The 19,532-nt window shown below is 59.1% G+C and carries 20 protein-coding genes, 1 tRNA gene and 1 CRISPR repeat array; of the genes, 13 read left to right on the plus strand and 8 right to left on the minus strand.

Annotation, left to right across the window (positions count from 1 at the left end):
* Window positions 1–27: 27 nt before the first annotated feature.
* From nuoH to NW816_RS11220, 3 genes are read right to left on the minus strand one after another with little or no spacing between them, the layout of a single operon-like run.
* Window positions 28–1,149, minus strand: a complete 1,122-nt coding sequence (nuoH, locus tag NW816_RS11210) for an NADH-quinone oxidoreductase subunit NuoH (RefSeq protein ID WP_414331864.1) — start codon at window positions 1,147–1,149, stop codon at window positions 28–30.
* 56 nt (window positions 1,150–1,205) lie between these two features.
* Window positions 1,206–1,409, minus strand: coding sequence for a hypothetical protein (locus NW816_RS11215; protein WP_414331866.1), 204 nt, complete (start codon window positions 1,407–1,409; stop codon window positions 1,206–1,208).
* Between the two features lie 39 nt (window positions 1,410–1,448).
* The gene (locus NW816_RS11220) at window positions 1,449–2,633 is read right to left on the minus strand and encodes an NAD(P)H-quinone oxidoreductase subunit H (protein WP_041437160.1); all 1,185 of its coding nucleotides are present in this window, start codon (window positions 2,631–2,633) and stop codon (window positions 1,449–1,451) included.
* 170 nt (window positions 2,634–2,803) lie between these two features.
* On the opposite strand from NW816_RS11220, the gene NW816_RS11225 reads away from it, so the two are divergent.
* The gene (locus NW816_RS11225; protein WP_414409207.1) at window positions 2,804–3,127 is read left to right on the plus strand and encodes a DUF3288 family protein; all 324 of its coding nucleotides are present in this window, start codon (window positions 2,804–2,806) and stop codon (window positions 3,125–3,127) included.
* Window positions 3,128–3,197: 70 nt separating this feature from the next.
* On the opposite strand, the gene NW816_RS11230 is transcribed toward NW816_RS11225, so the two are convergent.
* Window positions 3,198–3,755, minus strand: a complete 558-nt coding sequence (locus NW816_RS11230; RefSeq protein WP_414352218.1) for a carboxymuconolactone decarboxylase family protein — start codon at window positions 3,753–3,755, stop codon at window positions 3,198–3,200.
* Between the two features lie 143 nt (window positions 3,756–3,898).
* Window positions 3,899–4,153, minus strand: a complete 255-nt coding sequence (locus tag NW816_RS11235) for a hypothetical protein (protein WP_041436298.1) — start codon at window positions 4,151–4,153, stop codon at window positions 3,899–3,901.
* A gap of 59 nt (window positions 4,154–4,212) precedes the next feature.
* On the opposite strand from NW816_RS11235, the gene ureG reads away from it, so the two are divergent.
* The 6 genes from ureG to NW816_RS11265 all read left to right on the plus strand — a co-directional run bounded on the left by ureG (window position 4,213) and on the right by NW816_RS11265 (window position 8,488).
* A complete protein-coding gene (gene ureG / locus NW816_RS11240) occupies window positions 4,213–4,875 on the plus strand; it encodes an urease accessory protein UreG (protein ID WP_414409208.1) in 663 nt (220 codons plus the stop codon).
* Entirely contained in the window at window positions 4,872–5,675 is an 804-nt protein-coding gene (locus NW816_RS11245; RefSeq protein WP_414352216.1) for an urease accessory protein UreD, read from the plus strand. Before ureG ends, NW816_RS11245 begins: the two co-directional genes overlap by 4 nt.
* Before the next feature lie 51 nt (window positions 5,676–5,726).
* Window positions 5,727–5,879, plus strand: a complete 153-nt coding sequence (locus tag NW816_RS11250; RefSeq protein WP_414409209.1) for a hypothetical protein — start codon at window positions 5,727–5,729, stop codon at window positions 5,877–5,879.
* A gap of 12 nt (window positions 5,880–5,891) precedes the next feature.
* Window positions 5,892–7,241 (plus strand): hypothetical protein, encoded by a 1,350-nt coding sequence (locus NW816_RS11255; protein WP_414409210.1) that lies wholly within the window; start codon window positions 5,892–5,894, stop codon window positions 7,239–7,241.
* A gap of 58 nt (window positions 7,242–7,299) precedes the next feature.
* Window positions 7,300–7,379: transfer RNA gene (locus NW816_RS11260), tRNA-Leu, on the plus strand.
* A gap of 497 nt (window positions 7,380–7,876) precedes the next feature.
* Window positions 7,877–8,488 (plus strand): Ycf51 family protein, encoded by a 612-nt coding sequence (locus NW816_RS11265; RefSeq protein ID WP_414409211.1) that lies wholly within the window; start codon window positions 7,877–7,879, stop codon window positions 8,486–8,488.
* Here NW816_RS11265 and NW816_RS11270 read toward each other — a convergent pair.
* Window positions 8,416–9,297, minus strand: a complete 882-nt coding sequence (locus tag NW816_RS11270; protein ID WP_414409212.1) for an alpha/beta fold hydrolase — start codon at window positions 9,295–9,297, stop codon at window positions 8,416–8,418. The two genes, NW816_RS11265 and NW816_RS11270, sit on opposite strands and share 73 nt — an antisense overlap.
* 400 nt (window positions 9,298–9,697) lie before the next feature.
* Between NW816_RS11270 and NW816_RS11275 the strand changes: the two genes are divergently transcribed.
* Both NW816_RS11275 and NW816_RS11280 read left to right on the plus strand, forming a co-directional pair.
* Complete coding sequence (locus NW816_RS11275) at window positions 9,698–10,450, plus strand: hypothetical protein (protein WP_414409213.1); 753 nt, start codon at window positions 9,698–9,700, stop codon at window positions 10,448–10,450.
* 302 nt (window positions 10,451–10,752) lie between these two features.
* Window positions 10,753–11,502: a YebC/PmpR family DNA-binding transcriptional regulator gene (locus NW816_RS11280; RefSeq protein ID WP_414409214.1), complete on the plus strand. Its 750-nt coding sequence runs from the start codon at window positions 10,753–10,755 to the stop codon at window positions 11,500–11,502.
* 53 nt (window positions 11,503–11,555) lie between these two features.
* On the opposite strand, the gene NW816_RS11285 is transcribed toward NW816_RS11280, so the two are convergent.
* On the minus strand, window positions 11,556–11,882 hold the full coding sequence (locus NW816_RS11285; protein WP_414409215.1) for a YbjQ family protein: 327 nt from the start codon (window positions 11,880–11,882) through the stop codon (window positions 11,556–11,558).
* 130 nt (window positions 11,883–12,012) lie between these two features.
* On the opposite strand from NW816_RS11285, the gene rbsK reads away from it, so the two are divergent.
* Together rbsK and NW816_RS11295 are read left to right on the plus strand one after the other, a co-directional pair.
* A complete protein-coding gene (gene rbsK / locus NW816_RS11290; RefSeq protein WP_414409216.1) occupies window positions 12,013–13,035 on the plus strand; it encodes a ribokinase in 1,023 nt (340 codons plus the stop codon).
* Window positions 13,036–13,289: 254 nt separating this feature from the next.
* Window positions 13,290–14,033, plus strand: a complete 744-nt coding sequence (locus NW816_RS11295; protein ID WP_414356063.1) for a response regulator — start codon at window positions 13,290–13,292, stop codon at window positions 14,031–14,033.
* A gap of 166 nt (window positions 14,034–14,199) precedes the next feature.
* On the opposite strand, the gene NW816_RS11300 is transcribed toward NW816_RS11295, so the two are convergent.
* Complete coding sequence (locus NW816_RS11300) at window positions 14,200–15,996, minus strand: DUF1565 domain-containing protein (protein WP_414409217.1); 1,797 nt, start codon at window positions 15,994–15,996, stop codon at window positions 14,200–14,202.
* 165 nt (window positions 15,997–16,161) lie between these two features.
* On the opposite strand from NW816_RS11300, the gene NW816_RS11305 reads away from it, so the two are divergent.
* Both NW816_RS11305 and NW816_RS11310 read left to right on the plus strand, forming a co-directional pair.
* A complete protein-coding gene (locus NW816_RS11305) occupies window positions 16,162–17,385 on the plus strand; it encodes a pentapeptide repeat-containing protein (RefSeq protein WP_414409218.1) in 1,224 nt (407 codons plus the stop codon).
* 108 nt (window positions 17,386–17,493) lie between these two features.
* Window positions 17,494–18,606 (plus strand): LptF/LptG family permease, encoded by a 1,113-nt coding sequence (locus tag NW816_RS11310; protein ID WP_414409219.1) that lies wholly within the window; start codon window positions 17,494–17,496, stop codon window positions 18,604–18,606.
* Window positions 18,607–18,706: 100 nt separating this feature from the next.
* Window positions 18,707–19,492: direct repeats of the CRISPR family, unit length 37 nt; unit sequence GTTTCCGTCCCCTTGCGGGGAAAAGGTAGGGATCAAC.
* The last annotated feature ends 40 nt before the right edge of the window (window positions 19,493–19,532 follow it).

Raw genomic sequence — 19,532 nt, forward strand, 5'->3', positions numbered from 1 at the left:
TCCCTCTCTTGCCTCTTTACTTCTCATTCAACCCCCAAAAAAGGTGGGGAAGGCGAGCTTTAGGGCTGCCGTCAGCAGCAAGTTAACAAAGGATACAGGCAGCAAAAACTTCCACCCCAAGTCCAGCAGTTGGTCAATGCGCACCCGTGGCAAGGTCCAGCGCAGCAGGATGGCCAAGAAGATGAAGATAAAAGCTTTGACCATCGTCATGACAATGCCCAAGGCCGCCGCGCCGATCTGCAAGAAGGGGTTATCCAAGGGGATCCCGGCCAAGGCAGCAATCGTTTCCACCGGCACCACGAACGACCAACCCCCCAAGTACAGCACCGCTGCAATGAGGGAGGCCAGCAGCAAGTTGGCGTAGGATCCCAGATAAAAGAGGGCAAACTTCATGCCGGAGTACTCCGTTTGGTAACCGGCCACCAGCTCTTCTTCTGCTTCCGGCAAATCGAACGGGATCCGCTCCGTTTCCGCCAGAGCCGAGATCAGGAAAATGACAAAGCCAATGGGCTGCCGCCAGACGTTCCAGCTCAGAATGCCCAGGCCGCTCTGCTGCTCCACGATCCCCACCGTGTCCAGACCGTTGCTCATCAGCACCACGGCCAACACTGACAGGGCCAGCGGCAGTTCGTAGCTGATCGATTGAGCTGCCGCGCGTAGCCCACCCAGCAAGGAGTACTTGTTATTGGAACCGTAGCCCGACATCAACAAACCGATGGGTTGCACGCTGGAGGTGGCGATCAGGAAGAACACGCCAATGGCAATGTTGGAGATCAATAGGTTCTGGCCAAAGGGAACCACCAGGTAGCACAAAAAGACGGGCAGGAAAACCAATATCGGCCCCAGCGTAAACAAGACTGGGTCGGCCAAGATGGGCAGAACATCTTCTTTGGTCAGCAGCTTGATGCCATCGGCAATCGGGATCAGCACCCCCTGAGGGCCGGCCATGTTGGGGCCAATCCGCTGTTGGGCTGCTGCCGAGATCTTGCGCTCCAGCCAAGTCATGACCATCACCCCCAAGGTGGCGGCGATGATCAGCAGCAACATCGGCAGGGGCATCCAGAGGGCATGGGCTGCACCTGCTCCCAAGCCTAGGTTCTGTAGGGCAGTCTCGAAGCCAAGTTGTAGGTCGATACCAGCGTTTGTCATGGGGGTGAGTAGCTCCCTAGAGATGGCGGGTTGGGTAGGGTTTGGGATCCCTGTAGCTAAGTTTTCCCGTTGGGATCCGATTGGGGGGGACGGTTGCGGCGGCGTAGCTCCTGCTGGATGATGGCCTGAAGGCGAGCATCAGATAGCTCTTCCGCGCGGCGGCGCCTTTCCTCTTGGTACTTAGCCCATTGCTTGGGGCCAATAATCGCAGCAATGACAGACACAATCAACAGCGGCAGAACCAAGATCGCCCAGGCCATCGCCTTTGTCCTCGCTTTCCGTAAGTATCTTAGCGATTCCTAGCGATCCACCTCGCCCATGATGATGTCAATGCTGCCGAGGATGGCGATCATGTCGGCTACCTTCATGCCGCGAATGAGCTGAGGCAACACTTGCAAATTGACAAAGCCGGGGGGGCGGATCTTCCAGCGCCAGGGGCAAACGTTGTCGTCTCCCACGATGTAAATGCCCAGCTCTCCTTTGGCGCTCTCCACCCGCACGTAGGCTTCCCCCTTGGGGATCTTGAAATTGGCGGAAGGCTTTTTGCTGATGAACTGGTAGTCCCCTTTGTTCCACTCCGACTTCGGCCCCTCCAGCATGCGCTTGGCTTCTAGGTTTTCAAAGGGGCCGCCCGGCAGAGCCTTCACCGCTTGCTGCACGATCTTGCAGGACTCCCGCATCTCTTTCATGCGCACCCGATAGCGGGCCAGGCAATCCCCTTCGGGGTAAACGGCCACCTCCCAGTCGAAGTCGTCGTAGCACTCGTAGTGATCCACTTTGCGCAGATCCCAGTTGACGCCGCAGGCCCGCAACATGGGACCCGACAGACCCCAGTTGATGGCGTCTTGCTTGGAGATGGCTCCCACCCCTTCCAGCCGCCGGCGGAAAATCGGGTTGTCGGTAACCAGCCGCTCGTATTCATCCACTTTGGGCAAGAAATACTCGCAAAAGTCTAGGCATTTTTCCGTCCAGCCGTAGGGCAAGTCCACCGCCACGCCGCCCACCCGGAAATAGTTGTTGTTGATCAAGCGCATGCCGGTGACGGCTTCAAACAAATCCAAGATCCACTCCCGCTCCCGCATGGCGTAGAGAAAGGGAGTTTGTGCGCCCAAATCTGCTAAGAAGGGGCCAAACCAGAGCAGGTGGTTGGTAATACGAGTTAGCTCCAACATGATCACCCGCAGGTAGCTGGCCCGTCTGGGCACGCTGATCCCGGCCAGTTTCTCAACGGCATTGACGGTAATGGCCTCGTTAAACATGCCGGCCCCGTAGTCCCAACGGGAGACGTAGGGCAGGTATTGCACCACCGTGCGGTTTTCGGCGATTTTCTCCATGCCGCGGTGCAAGTAGCCGATCACCGGTTCGCAATCGACGATGTTTTCGCCATCTAGGGTGACCAGCAAACGCAAAACCCCATGCATAGAGGGATGGTGCGGCCCAAAGTTGAGCAACATCCGGTCGGTACGGGTCTCGATCATGGGCATGGGCATAGCCGCCGCCTCCGCAACTGAAGAATGTTCATGGTCTGCAACATTTGCAGTATAGCGGTTTTCTTCTGCCTTCTCGGGATCCCATGCCATCAGGGATCCCAATCCTCGATATTGAAAGTCTCCAGGGGAACTCAACTAGAGTGAGAGAAAAAGGAGGGAGACCGATGGCTGTATCCCGTTCACCCTCGAATGGCCCATCCCGGAGAGAGCAGCAACATCCGCAGTATGCCACCGACCGGGCTGTGCTCGATGAGCTGATGGTGCAGGCCCAGGAGAGGCCCCTCTCGGATTGGGTACTGGCGGAAGTTGCCCGTTTGCGCATCCGTTACCACGGCTTCCCCGGCGCCTGGGATCTGCAGCGGGATTTGGATCAAATCCTGGAACAGTGGGGCCTGAGCGAAGAAGAGCTGTTCGCCCGGACTCGCCAGATCCATGCCCGCGGCCAGGTGTACGACCGCAGCTTTAGCACGCGAGACGACTGGGCCTAGAGGCAGGCTGGGGGGCGGGATCCCTCACCCCCATCCCCTCTCCCTCTGGGAGAGGAGAGCCCGCCGCTACCTAAGAGACGTGAAGTTGCTCGGCAAAGACGGGATCCAAAGGCACATCTAGGGCGGCAATCACCTTGGTCCAGAAGTTCATGAAGCCAATCCAAGCCGATAGCTCCACCAGATCTTCATCTGACCAAATGGCTTTTAGCTGGGCAAAGAAGCTGTCGGTCACCACCATGCTGGGCACGGTCATCCGCTCAGCGTACTCGATGGCCAGCTTTTCCGCCTCGGTGTAGAGGGTGCTGGTGCGGGCCTGGGCCACCGCCGCAATTTTGGCAGGGGAGGCGCCGTACTTTTGCGCCTGCAGGGTGTGGTAGGGAAGGCAGTAGTGGCGGCAGCCGTTGATTTGGGCAATGCGGATGCTGACCAGCTCCTTCAGCTCTTCAGGCAAGTTGGGGTTTTGGGTGTGCAGCGCCCCGTAGAGGTTCATCACGGCTCGCATCAGTTGGGGCTTGTGGGCCATCACCTGCAGGGGGTTGAGGGCGGTGCCGTAGGTTTTCTCCAGGCTTTCGTAAACCTTTTGCAGTTGCTTATCGGCTTTCTCTGGGGTAACAGGAGGGATCCGCATGGACAGTCTGTAAAATTGCAGCATTCTCGACTTTAGCGCGTCTGGGGGATCCGCCCAAGCCTGAGGGGCGCTTCACGGTCTGGGGGAGGGATCCCTTCTCCGCCTGAAACCAGGCACCTGCCTCCCTTCTTACTTGTCAAGGGTCAAGGATTGCCCAAGGATTGCTCAACGGCTTCCACCTGCTGCTGGGTGGCGGTAGCCCCTTGGTTGAGGGTTTGCTGGATCTGTTCCCGAGATTGGTAAATCTGCAGCGGCCCACCTTGAGGGATCCCTTGCTGGGCAGCTTCTGGGCTGGCTTGCTCTGGTCTCGGCTCCGAACTCAGCGGGTTGCGATAGAGGCGGTTAACCAGCAAAAATCCCACCAGCACCACAGCAGTTGCCACCAAAAGCCGAACCATACTCGGATCCCTTGCAAGCATCTGGTTCTAGAATGCCCAAAAAGAGGAGCAGGTATCCGATGTCGGGCAAAGTTGCGCAAACTTCCCAGCCGGTACGGGTTGGCATTGGCGGCCCGGTGGGATCTGGAAAAACCGCTTTGGTGGAAAAGCTCTGCTTGGCGCTGCGGGACCACCTGTCTTTGGCGGTGGTGACCAACGATATCTATACCCGCGAGGATGCCGAGTTTTTGGTGCGGGCCAAGGCTCTGGAGGCAGAGCGGATCATCGGTGTAGAGACTGGGGGCTGCCCCCACACGGCCATTCGGGAAGATGCTTCCCTCAACCTAGACGCGATTCAGGAGTTGGAGCGCCGCTTTTGCCCCCTAGATCTCATCTTAGTGGAGTCGGGGGGGGACAACTTGGCGGCTACCTTCAGCCCTGAGCTGGTGGACGCCTGCATTTACGTCATCGACGTGGCCGAAGGGGACAAGATCCCGCGCAAGGGGGGGCCGGGGATCACCCGCTCCGACCTGCTGGTGATCAACAAGATCGATCTGGCTCCCTATGTGGGGGCAGACTTGGGGGTGATGGAACGGGATGCCCGTCGTATGCGGGGAGACAGGCCCTTTGTCTTTACCAACCTGCGCACGGGCGAGGGGCTGGAGCAGATTCTCAGTTGGCTGGAGCGGGAGGTGCTGTTTCGCCCCATCAAGGCCAATTCCCCCTCGGTGAGCCGCCTGTGAACTTCGGTAAGGCCATCTTGAAGGCAACCCGCCGAGGCGACCATACCCACATTTGGGAGTATTCTCAGGCTCCCTTGCAATGGCTGGGATCCCCTGGGGAGCCACCTGTGTACTACCTGCGCAACCCCAACGGCGGCCTGCTGGGTGGGGATCGCCACCGGATCGAGATCGGGCTGGGGCCAGGCTCGGCGCTGGAAATTCGCACCCAAGGGGCAATGCGGCTACATCCCGGCTTGATTCGGCAACAGGTCAAGGTCAAGCTGGCCCCCACCAGCCAGTTGATCTGGATCCCTCACCCGACCATTCCGGGGGCAGGGGCAGACTTTCGCCAGCAGGTGCAGATCGAACTGGATCCCACAGCCCGCCTGGCCTATGCCGAGATCTGGACTGCCGGACGGCTGGCCATGGACGAACGCTGGCAGTTTGAACATCTTGCCAACTGCTTGCAAGTTTGGGTCACTGCTGGGATCCCATCCTCCCCCGAGGGGAGAAAACTCTGGCTGCAGGAACACATAGACCTGCACTTTCCCCATCGGCAGGTCTCCGCCGCGTCAGTGCTGGGATCCCATCTCTGTTGGGGATCCCTGTACTTGCTGGGGGATTGGCCGGAACCCACTTGGCTGACCGTTCACATCAGCGGAACGGAGTCCCCATACTGGCTGGTCAAGTCTCCGGATCCCATCTGTAAGGGTTGGATTCTGCGCCAGGTGGGGCCACAGGCAGAGGCCATTTGGCGGCATTTTGGCCAGGTTGCACTACAGCTTGCTCAAGCCAAGGGTGGCTCACCCCAGGGGTGGTAGACTAAGGCTGACTCAAACCAACTGGTTGACCCAAGGCCGGGACGGAGTCCTTTGAACGCTGCTCAACGGATTCTCAGACGCTCTGTCCTCAGGGGGCGAAGTCGCTGGCTGCTCCTCTACGAGAAGGGGATGGCCCTGCTGGCCCTGAGCAACCTGTGCTTGGTGCTCTTCGACATGAGCTATGTGCCTGGGCGAGATTTTTAGCTCCAGGGTCGGGTGCAAATTTTTGGCGCCTTTGGTCCTCCCATTCCGCTGCCGATTCTCTCCGAAGAAACCAGCCGTTCCCCGGTGACCGACCTATACGATCCCATCAAAGGTATCGAGCCCAACCCCGAAACCCAGCGCTACTTGGCCTTGGTGGATGAGCTGCGCCAGGTTACCCTGCGGTTTGGCGTGGAGTCGGAAGCGGCAGCACCAATCCTGGCCCGCTTGCGGGAGCTCAGCGACGAGATGATTGAGACCAATCCCTTTCAGGGCGCCAACAAAACTGGCCAGTTTGTGCGTATCCTCAATTTGATGCGGGAGCACATCCCAGAAGCCGACTCTGCCAGAGCCGCCTTTGCCCGCTTTTGGACTGCTGAGTACTTGGCCAGCGCCGATCCCGCAGATGGAATTGAATTTTTCCAGACCCGGCTGCGCCCCCTCTTTGAGACCAACTATTTCCGCCCCATTGGTGAGAGCGGTAACCCTGTTGACTTTTTCCCGGTGCTGGATTTTCCCTTCGTGCTTCTGTTTGGGCTGGAATTTTTGCTGCGCACGGTGGCCATCAGCCGCCGCTACACCGGCGTCAATTGGCTGGATGCCATGCTCTGGCGTTGGTACGATGTGCTGTTGCTGCTGCCCTTTTGGCGCTGGCTGCGGGTGATCCCCGTCACCATCCGGCTGGGACAAGCACAGTTGCTGGATCTGGAGCGGGTACGCGCCCAGGTGAGCCAGGGCTTTGTTACCAACTTCGCCGAGGATCTGACGGAAGTCATTGTCGTGCGGGTGATCAACCAAATCCAGGGATCCATTCAGCGCGGATCCCTGCCCCTACTGCCGGCAGCACGTACCCCGCGGGACTACATCGACATCAACAACACCAACGAGCTGGAGGCGATTGCCAACCTGGTTTTTCGCATTGTCCTCTACCGCGTTTTGCCCCAGGTGCAACCGGAGCTGCAACAACTGCTCCGCTACAACCTGGATGGCCTGCTCAAGCAGTTGCCTGCCATGCAAACTCTAGAACAGCTTCCCGGCCTGGGATCCCTGCCCAGCCAACTGACGGAGCGCCTGGCCAACGAGCTGACTACCACCACCTACAAAACCCTAACGGGCAGTTTCGAGGATCCCGTTGGCTCCAAGCTGGCAGCGCAACTGATGCAGCGGTTTGGTGAAGTCTTGGCACGAGAACTCACCCAGGAGCACGCTTTGGAGGAAATTCGCTCTCTCCTGCAAGACTTGCTGGAAGAGATCAAGATCAACTACGTCGAGCGGCTATCCCACGAGGATCTGGAGGAGGTGATGGAGCAAACCCGCCAGCTTCGGCAAAAGGCCCAGCAACTGGAGAAAGACCGCCGCAACTAGGGTTGGGAGGATTGGTTGACGAGGTTTCGCCAGTTCAGTAGGATAATGTTTCCAGGTCGGGCGAGTGGCGAAACTGGTAGACGCACCGCACTCAAAATGCGGCGGGAAACCGTGTCGGTTCGAATCCGACCTTGCCCATGATTTTTAGTCTGCTGTGACGAGCTGTAAGGCTCGCTGCTTTCTGGGTTTGGTAGGTTGATCCCTCTCGCCTCTTCTCACCAAAGACCCAGTGATAGAAACGGCCAAGCCCTTCTGGAGTAGGTTGTAGGGCATCTTGCGTCCAGATCCTGAATAAGCTTCGTCTTGACTTGAGACAAAGGCAGCCTTTCGCGGCAGCGGGATGGAGGTCTTTTGGGTAACCTGTCACTACGAGCCTACCGGCTAGATAAGGAGGGCGTGAAGATCTGAAACAAGTGGTACCACGAGATAGACCAAGCTATGTTGGCCCGGCGATGTTCTGAGGGCTACTCTGCCCAACACCGTTCGCGGCAGCAGGACGGGATCCCTAGATAGGGCAGTTAGAATCGCGCTTACCCTGCACTTAGAGATGAAGCTCTAGGGGGTGACATACTCCCGCACTCATGCTGATGCATAGAGGGCAGGGCTTCCCGGCAGTCTAGCTAAACTGGGGAATTATGGATGGAACTTTAGAGTCTTTCTTTGCCTCTGCCACCCGAATTGGGCTAGGTCTGGCAGGCTTGCTGGCTATGCTCACCCTGCTGGCCTGGATCCGCAATTGGCCATTGAAGTTTGCGCTGGTGGGCTACACGGCGTTTGCGCTGGTTTTAACAGCGGGATGTTTTGCCCTCAGCTTGGGGCCGATCTTTCGCTCCCGCATTCCCGGTGCTGCCCCCTACACCACCGTCTATGACCAAGGGGCGGATCGAGCGGTTATTGCTGTCAGCCCGGATATCACCCCAGAGCAACTGATCCTCACCCTGAAGCAGGCGGCCAGCGATTTGGGATCCCCGGGCCGCTTCTCCACCGGTTCGCCGGTGTTCACCTTGCGGGCCCGCACCGTCATCCATCCCGAGCCGGGAGTTTCCGAGCCGTTGCTCTTGGGCACGCTGCAACAGCCGTTGGGAAAGCGCCTGCGCACCCCAGAAGAACAACAGCAGCAGCAGATCCATCTAGAGGAAGAGGCCTTTGCCCGGCTGCGGAAGTTGGCCCAGGGTCAGGCTTCTGCCGCCTTGTCTGCAGAGGGAGCGGAAGAGCCAACCACCGGGATCCCACTTGCCCAGTCTTGAGCGCTGAGCCAGCGGCGCAGATCCTGTCCCACCCGGTCGGGGATCTCCCAGGGAAAGAGATGAGCCACGTTGGGATAGACAATGCAGGTGCAGTGGGGCAGGGTGCGGGCTGTGGCCAGGCTGCTGTTGGCGGTGATGTGGCGATCCCGCTCGCCGGCCATAAGCAGTACCGGGATGCGAATTCGGTGCAGCTCTCCCTCGCGGTTGTAGCCCCGTTGCAAAGCGGCGCGCAGAGCTTGGCGAGCCTGGGGGGAGGTGTGCAGATAGGCGGGCAAGGCCATGTGCGCCAAATACCGATAGGCCGTTGGGGTCTGTTGCTGCATCAGGTAGCGGTAAAGGGAGCGACGGCCAAAGGTCTCGATGTTCCATTCCCAGCCGGGCCAAAGCCAGTTGAGCAGCGAGGCAACGCCGGTGTTGACCTGATCCCAAAAATCGGTGGGGGGATGGTTGCTGCGGGGGCAGGCGGCACTGGCCACCAAGACCAAACCCTTTACCCGCTGCGGCAGCCGCAAAGCCAACTCCAGGGCCAGGATCCCGCCCAAAGACCAGCCCAGCACCAGACACGCCTGCCAGCCCAGGCGATTGAGCAGTAATTCCAAATCTTCCAGGTGCTCCTCCATCTCGAAGGGATCCACCACCTGCGAACGTCCATAGCCGCGCAGATCTGGCGCCACACAGGGGTGCATTCCCGCCACTGCCTCTGCAAATACCGCCATGCAGTCGGCATTGCCCGGATGGCCGTGGAGCATCAAGATTGGGAGGGAGGGGATCCCTTCTCCCCAAGTACGATAGTGGAGCTGCAGGCCCATCGCTTGACATTCTCCCTGCCCTAAATGGCAAGGATTCTTTCCCAGGTTGCAGGATGACTCCTAACTTTCTGAGCTACACCACCCTTGCAAGTGGTGGGGGATGCTATGACGCCACCTACTGGGATGAACTCCCAGATACTTTCCCTGTTGACACTGCGCCCTATTCAAGTTGGCGGAGTTCGTTCAACACCATAGCACAAAGCCGCCCTGGTCGCGTCAGCGGGCCGTAGGCCTTAGGGCGGGGCTTGCAACCCAGTTTTCTTGGTCAAAGCTTCTCTTCTGCCCCTGTTTTGAAACTGATCCGAGGCCAATACCCTATTTTTCTCCCTGCCTAGTGCCTCTCTGGCCGATGTCGGGTAGATTTGGCGGTAGCCATCGCTGAAGAATCGGTCAACGCTTTATGAACAGCCCGATCCAGGATTGTGAGCCCCCCGTTTCACCTCGCTCTGAGCAGGGCAGTCTGGGTTGGAGCCTTCCCCTGAAAGGCTTGGGATTTGGCTTGTTTTTCGGATCCCTAGTTTGGGCAGGATGGGCAAGTCAACTCCAGCTATGGGCCCAGCCGGTCGAACAGCAACCTCAGGAAGAAGTCCTTGTGCCGGGGCGCAATCTCGATCCTGGGGCGCAAATCCGGGTGCGTAACGAGCTGGTCAAGATCTGTGGGGACTATCGTTGCGAAGGCTATCGCTTTTCGGTACGGGTACCGATCAGCCCTGAAGACACCCTGGAAACTCTGCTGGGGCGGCTGGATACGGAGATGCTGCGGGAGGTGGATCGGGTGTTTCAAACTCGGCCCGATTTGAATCGAGTCATTGTCGATGGCTACGTCTTCTCGGGTACTCCCGCTTTTGTCAGCCGGGAAGTGCTGCTGCAAACAATGTTTGTGCCCCGTCACCGTTGGGAAGTGGGCCGCTTTGGGCCAGAGCAAGATGCGATTTTCTATGCCGAGCTGTTGGGACAGGTGACGCCCTTTCTAACTCCATCCCCAACCCCCACGCCTACACCTGGGCCTGTGCCTGGAGAAGCTGTGCCCCCTCTGCCCCCGCCTCCTGGGGAAACTCCTCCCATAGAGGCAACGCCTACCCCTCAAGAAACCCCAGCCCCTCCGCCTCCGCCCCAAGGGGATGTGATCCAGCGGCAGCCGATTCAGCCCTGATGGGTTTGTTGGGTAGCTGAGTCTGGGTTGTGAAGGATCCCTCGTTATAGTCATTTCAAACCAGATTGAGATACTCCCCAAGCGCTCCGCGCCGCTGCCCTTACCCCCAGTTTCTCTCTGGGAGAGGGAGTTAGGAATCGACATAACGAACCGTTTCACTGCTGTTTGAAATAACTAACTATAATTTGTGACCAGGCCAGTGCCCTCCCAGTTGTCGCGGGGTTGAGTCCTGAGCCGAGGTGATCTAGGCTTCAAAAGTGGAGGGATCCCTCCAATTCATTGCTTGACTGGTGTGTGGCGGCATGGCAGGACACAGCAAGTGGGCCAACATTAAACGGCAAAAGGCCCGTGTAGATGCCAAAAAGGGCAGCCTCTTTACCAAACTCTCGCGGGCCATCATCGTGGCAGCTCGCAACGGCTTGCCAGATCCGGATGGGAATTTTCAGTTGCGGGCGGCAGTGGAGAAAGCCAAAGCAGCGGGGATGCCCAGCGAAAACATTGAACGAGCCATTGCCAAGGGAGCCGGCAACTGGAGCGACGACAGCCCCCTGGAAGAAGTTCGCTACGAGGGCTACGGCCCCGGTGGGGTGGCTGTGTTGATCGAGGCCATGACCGACAACCGCAACCGCACGGCTGCCGAGGTGCGAGAAGCCTTCAGCAAAACCGGCGGCAGCTTGGGAGAAGCCGGCTGCGTGAGCTGGCTGTTCCGGCAAAAAGGGGTGATCAGCCTGGAGGAGGTGTTGGATCCCGAAGCCCTGTTGCTGGCGGTGGCGGAAGCGGGAGGAGACGACTTCAAGGTGGAAGGCACAGGAGCAGAGGTGTACTGCGACTACTCTTTGCTGGAGCAGGTGGCCACCTACCTGAAAAAAGAGGGCTACCCAGTGCAAGATGCGGCCATCCGCTGGATCCCATCCAATGAAGTTCATGTGGAGGATCCCGATACGGCCAAGTTGGTGCTCGCCTTGATGGAGCGTCTCGACAACCTAGACGATGTGCAGAATGTCTATGCCAATTTCGAGATCGACGAGGCGGTGATGGAAAGCTTGGCCTGAGAACAGGCTGCCATCATCTTCCGAGAAAGGGAAACCTTCAACAGAAGCATCCGTCAGCGGAGCTTAACGGCGGTGCCGGTGGCGGTGATGAGCAGCAGCACCCCGGTTTGGTCGATGTTGATGGTGCCGGTGTTGATGGCAACACCAATGATGCCATTTGCCTCCAAGCGTTTGGCCCGCCGCTCCAGCTCTTCCAGGGCTTCTTTTTGGCCTTGCTCGAAAACCCGCTCGTAGGCCCCTGTGCGCCCACCGATGATGTCCCGGATGCCGGCAAAAAAGTCCCGCAGAGCGTTGCTGCCGTAAACCACCTCGGCTGTTACAATGCCCAGGTAGCCCTCGATCTCCACACCCTGCAGCACATCTGTAGTTGTCAGCAACATCAGCTTGCTTCCTGGGTCAACACCCACCAAGATAGTCGGGATCCTCATCCTTGGGAATCGGGTTCTTGCCCTGTGTTCTTGGCGAGTGGCAGCATGCTGAGGGATCCCTCCAGACAGCCCCTGTTGCGTGGTGGGGTATTCAGCCGGATCCCTGGCCAAGACCGGCGGCTGGTACAATGGCTACCCAGGGATCCGAAGATCTCTGCTTCTCCAACAGGATTTCCCCACAAGCCCGATGGCAGGCCCAATCCGAGTGGTGGGTAGCTTGAACATGGATTTGGTGGTGCGGGTGCCCCATCATCCCGGCCCTGGCGAAACGGTGCTGGGATCCGACTACGCCACCTACCCTGGCGGTAAGGGAGCCAATCAAGCGGTGGCAGCGGCGCGGGCGGGAGCCCAGGTGGAAATGTGGGGAGCGGTGGGATCCGATGAGTTTGGGCGTCTGCTCCAAGAGAACCTGGAGCACAACGGCGTGGATACCCACCATCTAACGCATTTGGAAGGGCCCAGCGGTCTGGCTTTGATCACGGTGGATCCCGGCGGGCAAAACAGAATTGTGGTCAGCCCTGGGGCCAATGGTCGCTATATGCCGGAGCATTTGCCTCCCTTTACCCCGGCGGCCCTGCTCCTGCTGCAACTGGAAATCCCCCTGCCCACCGTGCAAGCTGCAGCAGAACAAGCCTTTGCCCAAGGGATCCCGATTTTGCTCAATCCCGCCCCCATCGCGCCATTGCCGGGATCCCTGTTGCGCCAGGTTCGCTACTTGGTGCTCAACGAAAGCGAAGCGGCTGCCCTTGCCCAATCTCCTGTGGAAACGCCGGAACAAGCCCAAAAGGTGGCTCAAGAACTGCAGAAACACGGGATCCCAGCCGTTATCCTTACCTTGGGAGGGGCAGGGCTGGTCTGGGCAGATGGGGAAGAAAGTGGCCATTGGCCAGCTCATCCTGTGGAAGTGGTGGATACCACCGCTGCCGGAGATGGGTTTTGTGGGGCCTTAGCTGCTTGTTTGGCTGCCGGGGGATCCCTGAGGGAAGCCCTGCGTTTTGCCAATGCCGCCGCTGCCTTGGTTGTAACCCGTGCAGGAGCCCAACCCAGCTTGCCCCAACGCTCTGAGATCGAGGCGTTTTTGGCCTCTGCCGTAGAAACAGCTTAGACTGCCGCTTGTCAAAAGTTTTTAACATCTGCGGTGGAGAAGTTCATGAGCCGTCTGCGTGGGTGCTAGGGGAAACCGCACCGTCCACAGGACGAGAGCGGGACGAACTCCTTTTCCTGAGCCGCTACTCATCGCCGGTGGAGGGGATCCCTTGCTCCTTTTGAGTACTGCTCAATAGTGCCTTGCCTTCCCTTGTGGGTGTTTTTAGAGTTAGGAAGTGAAAAGAAAGTATTCGGTAACTCTGATAAAGGCCCGTGAGTACCCTCCTTGCTGAAGATGACGCTCTTTACCGTCAGCATGTCCATAGCCTACTGACGCAACATTTGCCTGAGTTCGGCCCGGTATACATGGCCTCGAATGGCCGAGAGGCGTTGGAACTTTACCGTCAGCACCACCCCAACTTTGTGTTGATGGACATTCGCATGCCTGAGATGACCGGGATCGAGGTAGCGCGGCAGGTTTGGTCAGAGTGCCCCAGCACGCGCATCATTTTTTGGTCGCATTTTGCCGATGAAGTCTATGTGCGGGAGCTGCACAAGATCGTGCCTCCGCAAACTGTCTATGGCTACCTTTTGAAAAATTGCACCGATGAAAAATTGGTCAGCGCCATCCAAGCGGTGGTGCAGGATGAGCAATGCGTGATCGACCGAGAGGTGCGCGGGGTCGATTCCCGTTCACAAAACAAAATCACCGGTCTCAGCGACGCCGAGTACGAAGTGCTGATCGACATTGCCCTTGGCCTCACCGACCAGGCCATTGCTGCACGGCGCTTTTTGTCCCGCCGAGGGGTAACCAACCGTCTGCGCAACCTCTACGACAAACTAGAGGTGAGCAACGACCAAATTGAGAGCGACGAGTGGGGAACCACTTTCAGCTTGCGGGCCAGAGCCATCCGCCTTGCTTTCAAACGGGGGTTGATCAACGCCCAACTGCTGGATGAGGAGGAAGTGCATTTGGATCACTGGCTCAGCCGCTACCGACTGGATCCGCTGGACTAGAGAGGGGGTGTTCGAGCCGTCATCGCTCTTGGCAAGCACTTGTAGTCAATTCCCTTGCCAGCGACCAAGGAGACTTGGGCTCAATGGCTGGCCACCCCGCCAAAGAACTGGGATCAAAGCTCCCTCGTACCGCTATGGAGAAGCAAGCCGGCAGTGTGGGGGGTCGCTAGCGGAAAATCATCTCGGCAACCGCCTCAAAGCCGGCATCCAACAGCCGATCCAAGACCGACTGGGCCTGGCTGCGACTGTCGTACAGGCCCGCCTGCAACACTGTTCTGCCGTTGAAAACCGTTTCCACCGCCTCGGGGATGAGCTGCCGCAATCGGTTCAAGTCATCGCTGCTCTTGGGGGTCACCAACACGCGAAATTGGGTTGCCGAGCCCACAGCAGCCACAGGGGGGGCAACTGGAGTTGTAGTGGGAGCAGAGGGAGTAGTTGGGATCCCCGTGGACGGGCGACGGGCCGGCGGGGGCAGAAGGGTGGTGATATCCGTGAGGGGAGCCGACGGTGGCCTGGGAACAGGGTCAGCCGGCTGGGCAGGTGTGGTAGAGCCATCGGGGGTGAAGGGGACAGCCACAAACTGCTCCCCCGGAGGTTGGGGCTGGGGAGTTGCCTGAGGGCTGGAGGGATCTGGCAAGATGCGCCCTCCGGATCCTTGGGGCGGAGAGGGGGGAACCGGGGCAGTAGACTGGGGCACCGTTAAAACCGGCAAGGTGGAGGGGGTCTCAGCGGCTGGCCGGGGATCCCTGGGAGTAGCCGGCTGGGCCGGAGCGCTGGGCAGAGCCAAAGTGCCAGGGGCAATGGGGCGGGGAGCGCTGTCGGGAAGGGCGGCAACGGTGGTTTGACCGGACAGATCCAGATCCCCTTTGACCTGGCCCCGCAGTTGGTTGCCGTTGGCATTGAGGCGCAGGCCGCGGGTGGCGTTGTTGATATCGTATTGGCCGTTGCCCTCAAAGATGTTGTTGCCGGGATCCGTGGCCGTGCCCAGATCCGGCTGGGCGTTGGTGATGGCAGTGAGGCCGGTCTCCAAGTTCTGGGCGATGAGATTGTTGCGCAGGATGGGCCTGGAGCTGCCCCCGACAACCACGCCGGTACGGTTCTGCAGAATGCGGTTGTTGCGCACAACAGGCGCCGAGCGTTGGTCGATGGTGAGGCCAAAGCCGGTTTCTTGGAACAGGTTATTGACGATGGTGGGCTGGGAGGTGCCCAAAACGGAAATGCCGTTGGCCCCGTTTTTATAGAAGCGGTTGCCCTCTACCCAGGGATTGGCAGCGCCAGCGATGAAGATTCCATCGTGGATGCTGCCCACAAAGCTGTTGTTGAGAATGCGCGGGGAGGCCGATTCGACCCAGAGGGCATAGCCGCGCCGCCCTTGGTTGCGCAGGGTAACTCCTCGCACTTCTGCGCCGGTTTCTGCCAGCAGAGCAACATTTTGTCGGCCTAGGGTCGGGCTCATGTAGGTACCGCCGCCGGTGATGAGATAGCCCTCTCCCAAGGTGGACTCGTCCCCACGCAAGGTGAGGCCGGCTTTCAGACGGATGGGGAAGGTTTCGCCGCTCTCCTCGCTATATACCCCGGGAAAAAGCTGAATGACGCTGCCAGCCTCAGCCCGCTGAATGGCATAAGTAATCGTCTTGAAGGGGTTATTGCGGGATCCCTCCCCACGGGTATCGCTGCCGTTGGCTGCATCCACGAAAATGGCCGGGCGATTGTCCGGGAGCGGGGGAGCTTGAGGCAGGGTCTGCTCGCCGGTAATACCAGTGTCCAGGGAAGTTTGCGCCCAGCCAGGATCCAACTTTGCTGTCAGCAGTAGGGTGGTGCCAAGCATCAGAGAGGTTGCCAGCCGCGTCAGCATTGCAGAACGATGGCGCTGCGCCCGCAGGCCGGGCAGGACTGCTGTAGATTGGTGTTCGCCGGATTTCTGCAGACCAATAGGCAGTAAGGACAATAAGGAAGAGATCATGGTGGTTATCCCCACACCAGGCTGGGCTAGAGAAGGAAAGCCGAGGTCATCTTACCAAACTGAGCAGGCAGGGGCCTGCCCTATTCTCCAACTCTAAATACGGACTAACGCAGGCTTTTTTTGCAAATCTGACACTAGCCCTAGAGTATCATCCTTTCTTGCGCCATGACCTACAAAACCCTTGTCCCCGAACATCTGCCCCAAGAGCCGTCGCTGCTTGAATCCGGGATCCTGCTGTCTCCGGTCTCGCCGTGGCGCCCCCTGATTCATCTGCTGCTGTTGGGGATCCCGGCCTTCTTGCTGCTCTTGGGAAAGCTGATGGCTCAGCCGGTCTTGGGCTGGGGGGCGGTGCTGGCTTGGCTGGGCCTGGCGGGCTGGTGGGGGCGATCGCTTTGGGCTCAGATCGGACGCCGTCTTTGGCAGTGGCTGACTACTTGGCCTCAATTGGCCTGGGCGGGAGTGGCCCTCAGCTTGGCCGTGATGGGAGGGATTGCCGGGAGCGGGCTGTTTTCTGCCTTGGGATCCCTGAGTTGGGAGGCGATTGGGGCTTTGGGAGAAGTGTTCGGGGCCACAGGCCAAATCTTGATTGCCATCCTGGCTGCCTACATTGCCTGGCGGCAGTACATTATCTCCCGCGATCTCACCATTCAGCAGAACATCATTACCCAGCAGCAGACCATCGACGCCTACTTTGAAGGCATTTCCAACTTGGTCTTGTCTCCCGATGGGCAGTTGGACGATTGGCCCCTGGAGCGGGCCATTGCTGCCGGGCGCACGGCTGCTCTGTTGAATGGGGTGGATCGCTTCGGCAAAGCCAAGATCCTGCGCTTTCTCTCCACTGCCAATCTGCTCAGCCCTCTGCGGCGAGACGAACACCTGGGCCGACCTATCCTGGATGGCAAGGGGGGCTACCAGCGGGATCGCCTGCACGGGATCCGGGTGGTCAGCCTGGGCACGATGCTGGAGGGAGCCGACCTGCATGGCACCCTGTTGCGGGCGGTGGATTTCAGCGAAGCCAGCCTGGAGCGGGCCAACCTGAGCGGCTGCGATCTCAGCCACACCAACCTGTGCGGAGCCAACTTGCGGGATGCCGATTTGCGGGGAGCAGACCTTTACCGCGCTTTGCTGTTTGTGGGATCCCCTCAGACGGCTTCCCCCGCTCAGCCGGGGCAAAAGCCGGATTTTAAGACCGGAGCCTACACCGGAGCTATCGTGGCAGGGGCAGATTTCCGCCAGGCTCGCCGCCTTTCCCCCGAACAACGGGCCTACCTGGCCGCCTGGGGGGCCGAGCTGGATCCCGAGTCCGAACCTCCCCTCAACTCTCCTAGGCCGCGTTCGGATCCTGCCGACAAAACGGAGTCGTTTCCCCCACCTGCCCCAAGCCCTTGAGCGAGAATAAATCGATAAGCCTGGTTCAGGGCTTTTGCCGCCGATTCTTCGGCTATTGCAACTCGCCTCTCCCTTGGGGAGAAGGGCGATCCCCTTCGATTCTCAAACATGGCACGGTTGCTCACCAAGTTCTGGCTGCTGGAGCGCTATCTATTTGGGCAGATGCTCACCCCAGTGCTGGCCGGTGTTGCGGGGGGAACCCTGCTGCTGCTGGTGGGCCGACTGTTTACCCTGGCCGAGCGGCTGGTCGAGGGATCCGTCCCCCCCCTGACGGTGTTGCGCCTCTTGGTTTTGGATCTGCCGGAGATGGTGGTGCTGGGTATGCCCATTGCCGCCTTTTTTGCCACCATGCTCACCTTGGGCAAGCTGAGCGGCAACAGCGAGATCACCGCTATGCGGGCAGCCGGGATCCCTTTTAGCCGGATTTTCCGACCCCTGCTGCTGGTGGGGTTGGCCATGAGCTTGAGCGCTTTTTTCATCAGCAACGTGTTGCTGCCGGCCAGCAAACAGCAAATCCGCCAGATCGATCAGCAGGCTTTGCTGGCCCAGACCGCCACCCCAGTGCAATACGATGTCTTTTTCAAAACCGAAGACAACCTCTGGTTCTTCATCCGCCAAGTGGATCCCCGGTTGAATACCATGCAAGATGTCACGATTTTGCGGGTGGATCCCTTGCCGGGAGGCAAATACCAGTTGGTGGAAGTGACCTTGGCCGCTCAGGCAGTGTGGAACGGACTGGAGTGGAGCCTGAGCGAAGGAGCGACCCACCTTTACGGCCCCACCGGCCTCAGCATTGCCGAGCAAACGTTTCATCGCAAGCCGTTGCAAGTTTCTCAGGATCTGGCTGCCCTGATGCAGCCGCCGGTTCCCCCCAGCGAGTTGAGCTTACCGGAGCTGGCGGAGCGGATTTCCTGTTTGGCCCGCTCCAATCTCAATACTCAGGCTCTGCGCACCGAGTTCCACATGCGCTTTTCCCTGCCCCTGGCCAGCTTTTTTGCCGTGCTGATTTCGCTCCCCCTGGGATCCACCACCGCGCGGCGGGTGGGACGCTACGGGGGCGTCGTCTTCGGGATCCTGTTGGTGTTTGGCTACTACGTGGTTCTGAGCGTGTCTCGCAGCTTGGGAGAAGTGGGAGCCCTTCCCCCTTGGGCGGCAGCCTGGAGCTTCAACATCTTGTTCGGCGGCATCGGACTGGTGCTGCTGGCCCGTTTCCTGCGCTAGGGATCCACCCTAGAATCCGCCAGTCTCAGTTCTCAAGGATGTCTCGAAGAAGGCAGGGATCAACTTTCCTTTCTCTCTCCTCTCGCCTCGCGTAGCTCAGGTTTCCGTCCCCTTGCGGGGAAAAGGTAGGGATCAACGAATCATACTCATCGGCCGCTGGGAGCGGCACATTGGGTTTCCGTCCCCTTGCGGGGAAAAGGTAGGGATCAACAGCGAAGGTCGAGGGGAACTGGCTCCCGCCTCAGTGGAGTTTCCGTCCCCTTGCGGGGAAAAGGTAGGGATCAACGTTACGTCTTTACACCCGACGAACGGCTCGAGATGGCTGTTTCCGTCCCCTTGCGGGGAAAAGGTAGGGATCAACCCCGGCGCACTGGATCGAAGATGCACTGCGGGAAGCGTTTCCGTCCCCTTGCGGGGAAAAGGTAGGGATCAACAAAGTATACCCGACTGGGTTACCTGCGTTCGACTGATCTAATGTTTCCGTCCCCTTGCGGGGAAAAGGTAGGGATCAACGCGGGTTCCTGCCGCAGGTGGAGCTGAGGCCAGGCGAGGTTTCCGTCCCCTTGCGGGGAAAAGGTAGGGATCAACTGAAGGAAGTAGGTACTCTTGATAAGTGGACGGTGCCATGTTTCCGTCCCCTTGCGGGGAAAAGGTAGGGATCAACACCTCGTTACGAGAATCTCTCGGCATAAACTAGTTACACGTTTCCGTCCCCTTGCGGGGAAAAGGTAGGGATCAACGCGGAATAGCGAAACCGCCACTTGCGCACGGATCACGTTTCCGTCCCCTTGCGGGGAAAAGGTAGGGATCAACAGTTATCGAAGAGGGATGGCCAGAGGGCGAGGTACTGTTTCCGTCCCCTTGCGGGGAAAAGGTAGGGATCAACAGTTATCGAAGAGGGATGGCCAGAGGGCGAGGTACTGTTT

Source organism: Synechococcus sp. W55.1, from assembly GCF_047461655.1.
Classification (GTDB): Bacteria; Cyanobacteriota; Cyanobacteriia; order Thermostichales; family Thermostichaceae; genus Thermostichus.